Below are 12,734 nucleotides of genomic sequence, written 5' to 3'. Positions count from 1 at the left end.
AAGTCCATTACCCTGGACTGGCAAGTCCACCACGATGTACACACCGCGCACCGACCGACCTGACCCGAACCGAACTTCCTGGACGCCCCCGTGACCATCCCCCGCGCCGACCACCCCGTCCCGGTCGCCGACCCCGCAACCGCCGCAGCGACCCCGGACCCCACGTCCGAGCCCTCCGCGGAGGCGACCCCCCGAGGCATCAGGGCCCTGGGCCCGGTGGGCCTGGTCCTGGCCGGCGGCATCAGCGTCCAGTTCGGCGGCGCCCTCGCCGTGAGCCTCATGCCACGCGCGGGAGCGCTCGGCGTGGTCTCCCTGCGCCTCGCGGTCGCCGCGATCGTCCTTATGGTGATCTGCCGGCCCAAGCTGCGCGGGCACTCGCGCGCGGACTGGGGCACCGTCGTCGTCTTCGGCATCACGATGGCCGCGATGAACGGCCTCTTCTACCAGTCCGTGGCCCGCATCCCCCTCGGCCCCGCCGTCACCCTCGAAGTCCTCGGCCCGCTGATCCTCTCGGTGGTCGTCTCACGCCGGGCCGTCAACCTCGTCTGGGCCGGCCTCGCTCTCGGCGGTGTCTTCCTGCTGGGCGGCGGAGGCTTCAGCACCCTCGACCCCATGGGTGTGGCCTTCGCCCTGTCGGCAGGCGCCATGTGGGCCGCGTACATAGTTTTCAGCGCACGTACGGGGCGCCGCTTCCCGCAGGCCGACGGGCTGGCGCTGGCGATGGTGGTCGCGGCGGTGGCGTTCCTGCCCCTGGGCCTCGTCGAGTCGGGCGCCAAGCTCCTGAACCCGACCACGCTCGCCCTGGGCTCGGCCGTCGCGATCCTCTCCTCCGTCCTCCCGTACACGCTGGAACTGCTCGCCCTGCGGCGGATGCCCGCCTCCACCTTCGCGGTCCTGATGAGCCTGGAACCGGCCGTCGCCTCGATCGCCGGCTTCCTCGTCCTGAGCCAGACGCTGTCCGTCACCGAGGGCCTGGCGATCGGCCTGGTCATCGCGGCGAGCATGGGAGCGGTACGCACCCAGGTGGGCCGCGGAAAAGCCAAGAACGTGGGCTAGGGCAGTCACTGCGGGCCCGTTGACCGGACACTCCCGGGGTGCGGACCGGGGGCGCGGCGGCCGAGGAGGGCGGGCCCTCTCTCAGGTCGCGGACGCGGGCGGTACGGGGCCGCCCTTCGAGTCCATGCGACGGTTCCGTGCCTCCTGCGACAGCTTGGTCAGGTAGGCGAAGAGCACGTTCTTCCTGCTGTGCCCCTTCAGGCGCAGATAGACGAGAAGGTCGAGCAGGACCGTGTCGTAGTGGACGTGCGGGCCGGCGCAGCCGTAGATGTAACGCCTCTCGATGTGGCTGCGCAGCGTCGTGTCCACCTTGGAGTCGGCGGTGGCGCGGGCCATGACCTTCTGCAGGTTCTCCGTCACGGTCTGGCTCTGCTCGGCGAACGAACTGCCAGCTGTGGTGGCGTAGTGGAAGTTCACCGACTGCCAGTAGATCTTCTCGCTCGGATCGGTGGGCTTGTCGTAGAGCTTGTCCACGCTCACGTGCATGATCTCGTGGAGTATCGAGGCCGTGCGGAACGGTACGTCGTCCGTGGTGGCCTCCCCGGACGAGTACGCGGGGTCGTAGGTGACGAGGGGATGGGCGCCCATCGTCGCCTGCGCCACATGTCCGTCGTTCTTCTTGGTGAAGGTGATCTCGTCGATCAACGCCGCGCATTCGTCGAGAAGTTCGGCGAAATGCGGTTCGTCGGACGCGTCGTCGGGCAGTGCCGTTCCACCGGCGTCCTTGATGAGCCTGTCCAGAGCCAGGCGACGCAGGGGTTCCGAATGGGTGCTCATGTGGCCCTCTCTGTAACCCTGTCGGATGTCGGGACGGGTGACCGCGGTGTGCGCCCCCGCCGTACACCGCATGCTGCTCCCGGGTGAAGTGTCCGGCAATGCCTGGAACGCACCTCAATAGGCACATGTGTGTTGCCTGACCCATGAGGTCGCGACAATCCATGGCATGGGCTCACGTGTGTGCAGCCCCTGCGTCCGCACCAATCAATGCAAGCACGCTTGCTTGTTTCTCCGGCCGCTGCCATGCTCCAGAACGCACCGCACGCCATGCACCGCACCGCACACCGTCGTGCCCCGAGGGGAGCGCCATCGTGTCCGACCCGTCGTCCGTGATCGACGATCTGAGCCGGGAGAGCGAGCAACTCGACGCCCTGGTAGGTGAGTTGGCGGAGGATCGCTGGGCGCTCGCCACGCCGGCCCCCCGGTGGACCGTCGCCCACCAGATCGCGCACCTCGCCTGGACCGACCGGTCCGCGCTGCTCGCCGTGACCGACGCCGCGGCCTTCGCGCAGGAGGTCGAGAAGGCACTCGCCTCGCCCGACGGCTTCGTGGACGAGGGCGCGGACGAGGGGGCCGCGCTGCCCCCGGGCCGGCTTCTCGCCGAGTGGCGTGCCGGTCGGCAGGCACTGGAGAAGGCACTGCGCGCGGCACCCGCCGGAACGCGCTTCCCCTGGTACGGGCCGCCCATGTCGGTCGCCTCCATGGCGACGGGCCGTCTTATGGAGACCTGGGCCCACGGCCAGGACATCGCGGACACCTTGCATGTGATGAGGCCACCCACCGACCGTCTCCGTCATGTGGTGCGCATCGGTGTGCGGGCCCGGAACTTCGCCTTCGGGGTACGGGGGCTCACTCCGCCCGAGGAGGAGTTCCGCGTCGAGCTGACCGCACCCTCGGGCGAGGTGTGGTCGTACGGACCCGAGGACGCCGCCCAGCGCGTGACCGGCCCCGCGCTCGACTTCTGCCTCCTCGTCACCCAGCGGGCGAACCGCGTCGACCTCGCGGTCCGGGCGGAGGGCCTCGACGCCGACCGCTGGCTGGACATCGCCCAGGCCTTCGCGGGCCCGCCCGGCACGGGCCGCGCACCGAAGGGGGCCGCGGAATGACCGACGGCCCCGCCACGGGCGGCCACACCACCGGCGCCCCCGCCTCCGGCGCACCCGGTCCGACGCCGGACCCGGCCACCAGCGCCACCCGCCCCCTCCGCATAGGCAACGCCTCCGGCTTCTACGGCGACCGTTTCGACGCCATGCGCGAGATGCTCACCGGTGGCCCGCTGGACGTTCTGACCGGCGACTACCTCGCCGAGCTGACCATGCTCATCCTCGGCCGCGACCGCCTCAAGAACCCGGCCGGCGGCTACGCCCGCACCTTCCTGCGCCAGCTGGAGGAGTGCCTGGGTCTGGCACACGAGCGCGGCGTACGGATCGTGGCCAACGCGGGCGGCCTCAACCCCGCCGGACTCGCAGCAGCCGTGAGGGAGCTGGCGGCCAGGCTCGGCATCCCGGCGCGGGTCGCCCATGTCGAGGGCGACGACCTCACCGCCCGCTACCCGGGCCCGGGGAATCTCGCCGCGCACGCCTACCTCGGCGGCGAGGGCATCGCCGCCTGTCTGCGCGAGGGCGCGGACATCGTCGTCACCGGCCGGGTCACCGACGCCGCCCTGGTCACCGGGCCCGCGGTCGCCCACTTCGGCTGGGCGCCGGACGCCTACGACCGGCTCGCGGGAGCCGTCGTCGCCGGGCACGTGCTGGAGTGCGGCACCCAGGCCACCGGCGGCAACTACGCCTTCTTCACCGAGCACGACCCCGCCCGGCTGCGCCACCCGGGCTTCCCGGTCGCCGAGCTCCACGAGGACGGCACGAGCGTCATCACCAAGCACGACGGCACCGGCGGCGTCGTGGACCTCGGCACGGTCACCGCCCAGCTCCTGTACGAGACGGCGGGCGCCCGGTACGCGGGCCCCGACGTCACCGCCCGCCTCGACTCGGTCCGCCTCACCCAGGAGGGCCCCGACCGGGTCCGTGTCGACGGAGTGCGGGGCGAGGCGCCGCCGCCCACGCTCAAGGTCGGGCTCAACCGGCTCGGCGGCTTCCGCAACGAGGTCGTCCTCGTGCTGACCGGGCTCGACATCGAGGCGAAGGCCGCCTTCGTGCGGGCCCAGCTGGAGACCGCGCTCGCGGCAGCCAAGTCCCGCCCCGCCGAGGTCCGCTGGGAACTCGTCCGCACCGACCGCCCCGACGCGCCCACCGAGGAGACCGCGAGCGCCCTGCTCCGGCTCGTCGTGCGCGACCCCGACCAGGACACCGTGGGCCGCACCCTCAGCGGAGCCGCCATCGAACTGGCCCTGGGCAGCTATCCCGGATTCCATGTGATGGCGCCACCGGGGAAGGGCGCCCCCTATGGGGTCTTCGAGGATGTGTACGTCCCCCATGTGGACGTGGACCATGTGGCAGTCCTCCACGACGGACGCCGGATCGCTGTGTCGCCGCCCCACGACACCCGCGTACTCCAGCCTCTCGCGCCCTCTCAGGAACCGCCGCTCCCCGAACCCCTCCCGACCGTCGGGTCCGCCGTCCGCCGTGCACCCCTCGGCCTCGTAGCCGGGGCCCGCAGCGGCGACAAGGGCGGCAACGCGAACGTCGGCGTCTGGGTGCGCACGGACGACGCCTGGCGCTGGCTCGCCCACACCCTCACCGTCGACAAGTTCCACGAACTCCTCCCGGAGACGGCAGAGTTGACCGTCGTACGGCACGTCCTGCCCAACCTGCGCGCGCTGAACTTCGTCGTCGAGGGGATCCTCGGCGAGGGCGTCGCCGCGCAGCACCGCTTCGACCCGCAGGCCAAGGCCCTCGGCGAATGGCTGCGCTCCCGCCACCTCGACATACCGGAGGTACTGCTGTGACGGTCCTGGCGTCCGCGCTGGACACCTCCTCCGCCGACTACGCGGCCCACCGCGAGTCCATGCTCGGCAAGCTCGCCGACCTCGACACCGAGCACGCCAAGGCCCTCGCGGGCGGCGGCGAGAAGTACGTGGCCCGGCACCGCAAACGCGGCAAACTGCTCGCCCGGGAGCGCATCGAGCTGCTCCTGGACCCCGACACACCGTTCCTGGAGCTGTCGCCGCTCGCCGCCTGGGGGAGCGACTACACGGTCGGCGCCTCGCTCGTCACGGGCATCGGTGTCGTCGAGGGCGTCGAGTGCCTGATCACGGCCAACGACCCGACCGTACGCGGCGGCGCCAGCAACCCCTGGAGCCTGAAGAAGGCCCTGCGGGCCAACGACATCGCGTACGCCAACCGTCTGCCGAGCATCAGCCTCGTCGAGTCGGGCGGTGCCGATCTGCCCTCCCAGAAGGAGATCTTCATCCCCGGGGGCGCCATCTTCCGGGGCATCACCCGGCTCTCGGCGGCCGGTATCCCGACCGTCGCCGTCGTCTTCGGCAACTCCACGGCGGGCGGTGCGTACATCCCCGGCATGTCCGATCACGTGATCATGGTCAAGGAGCGTGCGAAGGTCTTCCTCGGCGGGCCGCCGCTGGTGAAGATGGCCACCGGCGAGGAGAGCGACGACGAGTCCCTGGGCGGCGCCGAGATGCACGCGCGCGTGTCGGGTCTCGCCGACTACTTCGCCGTGGACGAGCGGGACGCCCTGCGGCAGGCGCGGCGCGTGGTCGCCCGCCTCAACCACCGCAAGGCGTACGCCGATCCGGCCCCGGCCGAGCCGCCGAAGTACGACCCGGAGGAGTTGCTGGGCATCGTCCCCGGCGATCTCAAGCACCCCTTCGACCCGCGCGAGGTCGTCGCCCGGATCGTCGACGGCTCCGACTTCGACGAGTTCAAGCCCCTCTACGGGACGAGCCTGACGACCGGCTGGGCGAGCCTGCACGGCTATCCCGTCGGCATCCTCGCCAACGCGCGCGGCGTGCTGTTCAGCGAGGAGTCGCAGAAGGCCGCCCAGTTCATCCAGCTCGCCAACCAGCGCGACATCCCGCTGCTCTTCCTGCACAACACCACCGGCTACATGGTCGGCAAGGAGTACGAGCAGGGCGGCATCATCAAGCACGGCGCGATGATGATCAACGCGGTGAGCAACAGCCGCGTCCCGCACCTGTCCGTCCTCATGGGCGCCTCCTACGGAGCGGGCCATTACGGCATGTGCGGTCGCGCGTACGACCCGCGCTTCCTGTTCGCCTGGCCCAGCGCCAAGTCCGCCGTCATGGGCCCGCAGCAGCTCGCCGGAGTCCTGTCGATCGTCGCCCGGCAGTCGGCCGCCGCGAAGGGGCAGCCGTACGACGACGCCGCCGACGCGGCCCTGCGCGCCATGGTGGAGCAGCAGATCGAGTCCGAGTCCCTGCCGATGTTCCTGTCCGGGCGGCTGTACGACGACGGCGTCATCGACCCGCGCGACACCCGAACCGTCCTCGGCCTGTGCCTGTCCGCCCTCCACACGGCCCCCTACGAGGGCGCGCGCGGCGGCTTCGGCGTCTTCCGGATGTGAGAGGCGTGAGTGATGTGACGGGCGTGAGTGATGTGAGAGGCCCCATGATTGCGAGTCTGCTGGTCGCCAACCGCGGCGAGATCGCCTGCCGTGTCTTCCGCACCTGCCACGAGCTGGGCATCCGTACGGTCGCCGTGTACTCGGACGCCGACGCGGACGCCCTCCACGCGCGCGTGGCCGATTCCGCCGTACGCCTGCCGGGCAGCTCGCCCGCCGAGACGTACCTGCGCGGCGAGCTGATCGTGAAGGCCGCCGTCGCGGCGGGCGCCGACGCCGTCCACCCCGGTTACGGCTTCCTCTCCGAGAACGCCGACTTCGCGCGGGCCGTCCTCGACGCGGGCCTCGTCTGGGTCGGCCCGTCCCCCGAGGCGATCGGGGCGATGGCCTCCAAGACCCGCGCCAAGGAGCTGATGGCCGCCGCCGGGGTGCCGCTGCTCGCGCCCCTGGACCCGGACGCCGTGACCGCGAAGGATCTGCCGGTCCTGGTGAAGGCGTCGGCGGGCGGCGGCGGACGCGGCATGCGGGTCGTCCGCGAACTCGTCCACCTGAAGGATGAGTTGGCGGCAGCCTCCGCGGAGGCCCAGAGCGCCTTCGGGGACGGCACGGTCTTCGTCGAGCCGTACGTCGAGCACGCGCGCCACGTCGAGGTGCAGATCGTCGCCGACGGCCACGGCACGGTGTGGGCGCTCGGCACCCGCGACTGCTCCCTCCAGCGCCGCCACCAGAAGGTCATCGAGGAAGCCCCGGCGCCGGGCCTCGGCCCCGAGACGGAGCAGCGCCTGCTCTCGGCGGCCACGGCAGCCGCCCGCACGATCTCCTACACGGGCGCGGGCACGGTGGAGTTCCTGGTCTCGGCCGATCGCGCGGGGGAGGAGCGTGTCCACTTCCTGGAGATGAACACCCGCCTCCAGGTCGAACACCCTGTGACGGAGGCCGTGTTCGGGACGGACCTGGTCGCCCTGCAACTGCGCGTCGCCGAGGGCGGCACCCTCGACGGCGACCCGCCGGCCCCGTCCGGCCACGCGGTCGAGGCCCGCCTCTACGCCGAGGACCCCGCCCAGGACTGGGCCCCGCAGACCGGCACCCTGCACCGGCTGTCCGTACCCGGCGTCCGGCTGGACACCGGCTACGGGGACGGCGACACGATCGGCGTCCACTACGACGCCATGCTCGCCAAGGCCGTCGCCCACGCGCCCACGCGCGCGGAGGCGATCCGCCGACTCGCCGGAGCCCTGGAGCGGGCGACCGTCCACGGCCCGGTCACCAACCGCGACCTCCTCGTACGCTCCCTGCGCCACGAGGAGTTCACTGCGGCCCGGATGAACACGGCGTTCTACGCGCACCACCTCGCCGACCTCACCGAGGCGACCCCGGACCCGTACGCCCCGCTGGCCGCCGCGCTCGCCGACGCGCACGGCCGCTCCCGGTTCGGCGGCGGCTGGCGGAACCTGCCCTCGCAGCCGCAGAGCAGGCGCTACCTCGTGGCGGGCGAGGAGCACGAGGTCCACTACCGGCACACCCGGCAGGGCCCGGCCGCCGACGGCGTCCACGTGGTCCAGGCGGATGCGGACCTCGTCGTACTCGACATAGCCGGCGTACGCCGCAAGTTCGCGGTGGCCCGGTACGGCGACCGGGTCCATGTGAACGACACCGCGCTCACGGCCCTGCCCCGCTTCCCCGCCCCCGAGCCCGACCATGCCCCCGGCTCCCTCCTGGCCCCCATGCCGGGCACGGTGGTCTGCCTGGCGGAAGACCTCGCCGAAGGGACCCCGGTCCGGTCGGGCCAGCCCCTGATCTGGCTGGAGGCCATGAAGATGGAACACAAGATCACGTCCCCGACGGCAGGCACACTGACGGCTCTGCGCGTGAGCACGGGCCAACAGGTGGAGGTCGGCACCCTCTTGGCAGTGGTCGAGCCCCTTTAGGGGCGCGGGGAACGGCGCAATCTTTCGCCTTTGTCTTTCAGGGGCGCGGGGAACGGCGCAATCCTTTGCCTCTGTCTTCAGGGGCGCGGGGAACTGCGCGACCAGCCACGACGCACCCGCACCCGCCACCCGACACCAGCCCCCTCCCCCCGAGCCCCCCGAGCCCCCCGAGGAGTCCTCATGGCAACGGTCCTGGAATCCGACGAGCACAAAACCCTCCGCGCAGCGGTCTCCGCCCTCGGCAACCGCTACGGCCACGCCTACCTCGCCAAGGTCATCGCGGAAAAATCCCACCCCACAGAACTGTGGGCGGAAGCCGCCAAGCTCGGCTACCTCGGCGTCAACCTTCCGGAGGAACACGGCGGCGGAGGCGGCGGCATAGCCGAACTCTCCATAGTCCTCGAAGAACTCGGCGCCGCGGGCTGCCCCCTGCTCATGATGGTGGTCTCACCGGCCATCTGCGGCACGGTGATCGCCCGCTTCGGTACCGAAGAGCAGAAGAGGGAGTGGCTCCCGGCCCTCGCCGACGGCACCCGCACCATGGCCTTCGGCATCACCGAACCCGACGCCGGCTCCAACAGCCACCGCATCACGACCACGGCCCGCCGCGCGACCGACGGCCCGGCAGGACAGCCGGAAGGGCGGGCCGACTGGATCCTCACCGGCCGCAAGGTGTTCATCTCGGGCGTCGACATCGCCGACGCCACCCTCGTCGTCGGCCGCACGGCGGACGCCCGCACGGGCAAGCTCAAGCCGTGCCTGTTCATCGTCCCCCGCGACGCGCCCGGCTTCGGGCGGCGGCAGATCGACATGGAACTGCACGGCGCGGAGAAGCAGTTCGAGCTGACCCTGGACGACGTACGCCTGCCCGCCGACGCGCTCGTCGGCGACGAGGACGCGGGCCTGCTCCAGCTCTTCGCGGGCCTCAACCCCGAGCGCATCATGACCGCCGCCTTCGCGATCGGCATGGGCCGCTACGCGCTCTCCAAGGCCCTCGTCTACGCCCGCGAGCGCACCGTGTGGCGCGAGCCCATCGGCGCCCACCAGGCCATCGCGCACCCCCTCGCCCAGGCCCACATCGACCTCGAACTCGCCCGCCTGATGATGCAGAAGGCCGCCCTCCTGTACGACTCCGGGGACGACGTGGGTGCCGGGGAGGCCGCCAACATGGCGAAGTACGCGGCGGCGGAGGCCTGTGTGAAGGCCGTCGACCAGTCCGTGCACACGCTCGGCGGCAACGGCCTGACCGGCGAGTTCGGCCTCGCGTCGCTCATCACCGCGTCCCGGGTGGCCCGTATCGCGCCCGTCAGCCGGGAGATGATCCTCAACTACGTCTCGCACCAGACCCTGGGCCTGCCCAAGTCCTATTAGGCACCATCTCCCGTACAGCCTCATCTCCCTCATATTCTCCGGCTTCCGTGCAACTTCCGGCTCCTGGAAAGGGCCCGCCATGGTGTTCCGCAGCGAGTACGAGGACGTTCCCGCCGTCGAAGAACCCATCCACGAGGCGGTGCTGGGCAGCGCCGCCTCCCGGGGCGACGCACCCGCGCTGATCGACGGCGTGAACGGCATGACCCTCACCTACGCCCAACTCGACACGTTCCACCGCCGGATCGCCGCCGCGCTCGCCGAACTCGGCGTCCGCAAGGGCGACGTCCTGGCCCTGCACAGCCCCAACACCGTCGCCTTCCCCACCGCGTTCTACGCCGCCACGCGCGCGGGGGCGTCGGTCACCACCGTGCACCCCCTCGCCACGCCCGAGGAGTTCGCGAAACAGCTGCGGGACTGCCGAGCCCAGTGGATCGTCACCGTGTCGCCGCTCCTGGAGACGGCCCGCGCGGCGGCCGAACTCGCGGGCGGCATCCGGGAGATCCTCGTCTGCGACCAGGCGGAAGGGCACCGCTCGCTGCTCGACATGCTGGGTTCCACCGCCCCCGAGCCGCGGATCGACATCGACCCGGTGACGGACGTGGCGGCCCTCCCGTACTCCTCGGGGACGACCGGCACCCCCAAGGGTGTGATGCTCACCCACCGGAACATCGCCACCAACCTCGCGCAGCTGACGCCCACCATGCCGATGGGCCCCGGCGACCGCATCCTCGCCGTGCTGCCGTTCTTCCACATCTACGGGCTGACGGCCCTCATGAACGCACCCCTCAGGCAGGGCGCCACCGTCGTCGTGCTGCCGCGCTTCGACCTCGACACGTTCCTCGCGGCCATCGAGAAACACCGCATCACCGGCCTCTACGTGGCCCCGCCGATCGTCCTCGCCCTCGCCAAGCACCCGGCCGTCGAGGGCTACGACCTGTCGTCCCTGAAGTACGTCATCAGCGCGGCGGCCCCCCTGGACGCCGAACTCGCCGAAGCGTGCGCGCGCCGGCTCGGCCTGCCGCCGGTCGGCCAGGCGTACGGCATGACGGAACTCTCGCCCGGCACCCATGTGGTCCCTCTGGAGGAGAAGAACCCGCCCCCAGGAAGCGTCGGCAAACTCATCGCCGGGACGCAGATGCGCATCGTCTCCCTGGACGACTCCGGAAAGGACCTCGGCGTCGGCGAACGCGGCGAGATCGTCATCCGCGGCCCCCAGGTCATGAAGGGCTACCTCGGCCGGCCCGTCGAGACGGCCGCGATGATCGACGACGACGGCTGGCTCTCCACCGGGGACGTCGGCCAGTCGACGCGAACGGCTGGCTGTACGTCGTCGACCGGGTCAAGGAACTCATCAAGTACAAGGGCTTCCAGGTGGCCCCCGCCGAACTCGAAGCCCTCCTGCTGACGCACCCCGGCCTCGCCGACGCGGCCGTCATCGGGGTCTACGACACCGACAACAACGAGAGGCCGCACGCGTACGTGGTGCGTCAGCGCAACGCGCCGGACCTCACGGCGGAGGAGATCATGGAGTACGTCGCCGAGCGCGTCGCCCCGTACAAGAAGATCCGGCACGTCACGTTCCTCGACGCGGTGCCCAGGGCGGCCTCCGGGAAGATCCTCCGACGAGAACTGCGGGAGCGCGCATGACGACGGTGCGGCGGTCGTACGAGCGCGGGATCACCACCCTCGCGCTCGACGCGCCCGAGCGGCGCAACGCCCTCTCCGCACGGCTGGTGGCGGATCTGGCGGACGCGCTGACGGAAGCCGGCAAGGACGGTGATGTACGCGCCGTCGTCCTCACCCACACCGGCAACACCTTCAGCGCGGGCGCGGACCTCAACGACCCCCCGCACCCCGACACGCTCGTCGCCCTGCTGCGGCAGATCGTCGAACTGCCCAAGCCGGTCGTCGCCCGCGTCACCGGACACGTCCGCGCGGGCGGCCTCGGACTGCTCGGTGCCTGCGACGTCGCGGCGGCCTCCCAGGAGGCCACGTTCGCCTTCACGGAGGTACGCATCGGGGTCGCCCCCGCCGTGATCTCGCTGCCCCTCCTGCCGCGCCTCGACCCGCGCGCGGTGGCCCGCTACTACCTCACCGGCGAGAAGTTCGACGCGGCCGAGGCCGCCCGCATCGGCCTCGTCACGGTGGCGGGGGCGGCGGGGGAGGACGTGGACGACGTACTCGCGCCGGTGCTCGACGGGCTGCGACGGTCCTCGCCCCAGGGGCTGGCCGAGACGAAGCGGCTGCTCACGGCTAAGGTGCTGGACACCTTCGACCGGGACGCGGCCGACCTGACCGCGCTCTCGGCCCGGCTGTTCTCCTCCGCGCAGGCCCGCGAGGGAATGACCGCCTTCCTCGAACGACGGGATGCCTCATGGGTTTGGTGAACGGCGCGGCACAGGCGCCGGCGGAGCGCGTCCCCAAACAGGACCGCAGCCGCGCCACCCGGCAGCGCCTCCTCGAAGCCGCGGTCGCCTGCCTCGCCGAACGCGGCTGGGCGGGCTCCACGGTCTCCGTCGTCGCCGAACGCGCGGGGGTGTCGCGAGGCGCCGCCCAGCACCACTTCCCGACCCGCGAGGACCTCTTCACGGCGGCCGTCGAGTACGTCGCCGAGGAACGCTCCACCGCGCTGCGCGCCCTCTTCCCCGAGGGCGCGGCCGACCGTCGTGCCGTCGTCGTCGCCCTGGTCGACCTCTACACGGGTCCTCTGTTCCGCGCCGCCCTGCATCTGTGGGTCGCCGCCTCCAACGAGGACCAGCTGCGCTCCCGCGTCACCGAACTGGAGGGCCGCGTCGGCCGCGAGACCCATCGCATCGCCGTGGACCTCCTGAACGCCGACGAGACCCGCCCCGGCGTCCGCGAAACGGTCCAGGGCTTCCTGGACATGTCCCGGGGCCTGGGCCTCGCCAACCTCCTCACGGACGACACGACCCGCCGCGCAGGGGTGGTCACCCAGTGGGCAGCAATCCTGGACAACGCACTGGGCTGAGGCCTCCGCAAGGGGCGCGGGGAACGGCGCAGTCTTTTGCCTTTGTCTTTCAGGGGCGCGGGGAACGGCGCAGTCCTTTGGCTTTTAAGGGGCGCGGGGAACGGCGCAATCTTTTG

At 71.5% G+C, this 12,734-nt stretch carries 9 protein-coding genes and 1 pseudogene; 9 read left to right on the top strand and 1 reads right to left on the bottom strand.

From position 1 onward, the window contains the following. Window positions 1–90: 90 nt before the first annotated feature. The gene (locus J8N05_RS03870; protein ID WP_210881073.1) at window positions 91–1,056 is read left to right on the top strand and encodes an EamA family transporter; all 966 of its coding nucleotides are present in this window, start codon (window positions 91–93) and stop codon (window positions 1,054–1,056) included. An 81-nt stretch (window positions 1,057–1,137) separates the two neighbouring features. Here the strand turns inward: J8N05_RS03870 and J8N05_RS03865 are convergent, their stop codons facing one another. Next, entirely contained in the window at window positions 1,138–1,833 is a 696-nt protein-coding gene (locus tag J8N05_RS03865) for a hypothetical protein (protein ID WP_210881072.1), read from the bottom strand. Between the two features lie 311 nt (window positions 1,834–2,144). Between J8N05_RS03865 and J8N05_RS03860 the strand changes: the two genes are divergently transcribed. From J8N05_RS03860 to J8N05_RS03825, 8 genes and pseudogenes are all read left to right on the top strand, one after another. After that, window positions 2,145–2,939, top strand: coding sequence for a TIGR03084 family metal-binding protein (locus J8N05_RS03860; protein WP_210881071.1), 795 nt, complete (start codon window positions 2,145–2,147; stop codon window positions 2,937–2,939). Next, entirely contained in the window at window positions 2,936–4,738 is a 1,803-nt protein-coding gene (locus J8N05_RS03855; RefSeq protein ID WP_210881070.1) for an acyclic terpene utilization AtuA family protein, read from the top strand. Before J8N05_RS03860 ends, J8N05_RS03855 begins: the two co-directional genes overlap by 4 nt. Next, window positions 4,735–6,333: an acyl-CoA carboxylase subunit beta gene (locus J8N05_RS03850; RefSeq protein ID WP_210881069.1), complete on the top strand. Its 1,599-nt coding sequence runs from the start codon at window positions 4,735–4,737 to the stop codon at window positions 6,331–6,333. Before J8N05_RS03855 ends, J8N05_RS03850 begins: the two co-directional genes overlap by 4 nt. A gap of 44 nt (window positions 6,334–6,377) precedes the next feature. After that, a complete protein-coding gene (locus J8N05_RS03845) occupies window positions 6,378–8,258 on the top strand; it encodes an acetyl/propionyl/methylcrotonyl-CoA carboxylase subunit alpha (protein ID WP_210881068.1) in 1,881 nt (626 codons plus the stop codon). A gap of 180 nt (window positions 8,259–8,438) precedes the next feature. Further along, window positions 8,439–9,629: an acyl-CoA dehydrogenase family protein gene (locus J8N05_RS03840; protein WP_210881067.1), complete on the top strand. Its 1,191-nt coding sequence runs from the start codon at window positions 8,439–8,441 to the stop codon at window positions 9,627–9,629. An 82-nt stretch (window positions 9,630–9,711) separates the two neighbouring features. Then, a pseudogene (locus J8N05_RS03835) lies at window positions 9,712–11,276 on the top strand (4-coumarate--CoA ligase family protein). Further along, on the top strand, window positions 11,273–12,016 hold the full coding sequence (locus J8N05_RS03830; protein WP_210881066.1) for an enoyl-CoA hydratase family protein: 744 nt from the start codon (window positions 11,273–11,275) through the stop codon (window positions 12,014–12,016). Before J8N05_RS03835 ends, J8N05_RS03830 begins: the two are co-directional and overlap by 4 nt. Continuing rightward, window positions 12,004–12,618: a TetR/AcrR family transcriptional regulator gene (locus J8N05_RS03825; RefSeq protein ID WP_210881065.1), complete on the top strand. Its 615-nt coding sequence runs from the start codon at window positions 12,004–12,006 to the stop codon at window positions 12,616–12,618. Before J8N05_RS03830 ends, J8N05_RS03825 begins: the two co-directional genes overlap by 13 nt. The last annotated feature ends 116 nt before the right edge of the window (window positions 12,619–12,734 follow it).

The organism is Streptomyces liliiviolaceus (assembly GCF_018070025.1).
Lineage (GTDB): Bacteria > Actinomycetota > Actinomycetes > Streptomycetales > Streptomycetaceae > Streptomyces > Streptomyces liliiviolaceus.
Note: the sequence above shows the minus strand (reverse complement) of the source record. Positions and strands in the feature narration are given on the sequence as shown.

Excerpts from the sequence above, each read along its gene's own strand:
- J8N05_RS03825 (WP_210881065.1), top strand. The coding sequence starts at position 12,004 with ATGGGTTTGGTGAACGGCGCGGCACAGGCGCCGGCGGAGCGCGTCCCC.
- J8N05_RS03855 (WP_210881070.1), top strand. The coding sequence starts at position 2,936 with ATGACCGACGGCCCCGCCACGGGCGGCCACACCACCGGCGCCCCCGCC.
- J8N05_RS03830 (WP_210881066.1), top strand. The coding sequence starts at position 11,273 with ATGACGACGGTGCGGCGGTCGTACGAGCGCGGGATCACCACCCTCGCG.
- J8N05_RS03840 (WP_210881067.1), top strand. The coding sequence starts at position 8,439 with ATGGCAACGGTCCTGGAATCCGACGAGCACAAAACCCTCCGCGCAGCG.
- J8N05_RS03865 (WP_210881072.1), bottom strand. The coding sequence starts at position 1,833 with ATGAGCACCCATTCGGAACCCCTGCGTCGCCTGGCTCTGGACAGGCTC.
- J8N05_RS03845 (WP_210881068.1), top strand. The coding sequence starts at position 6,378 with ATGATTGCGAGTCTGCTGGTCGCCAACCGCGGCGAGATCGCCTGCCGT.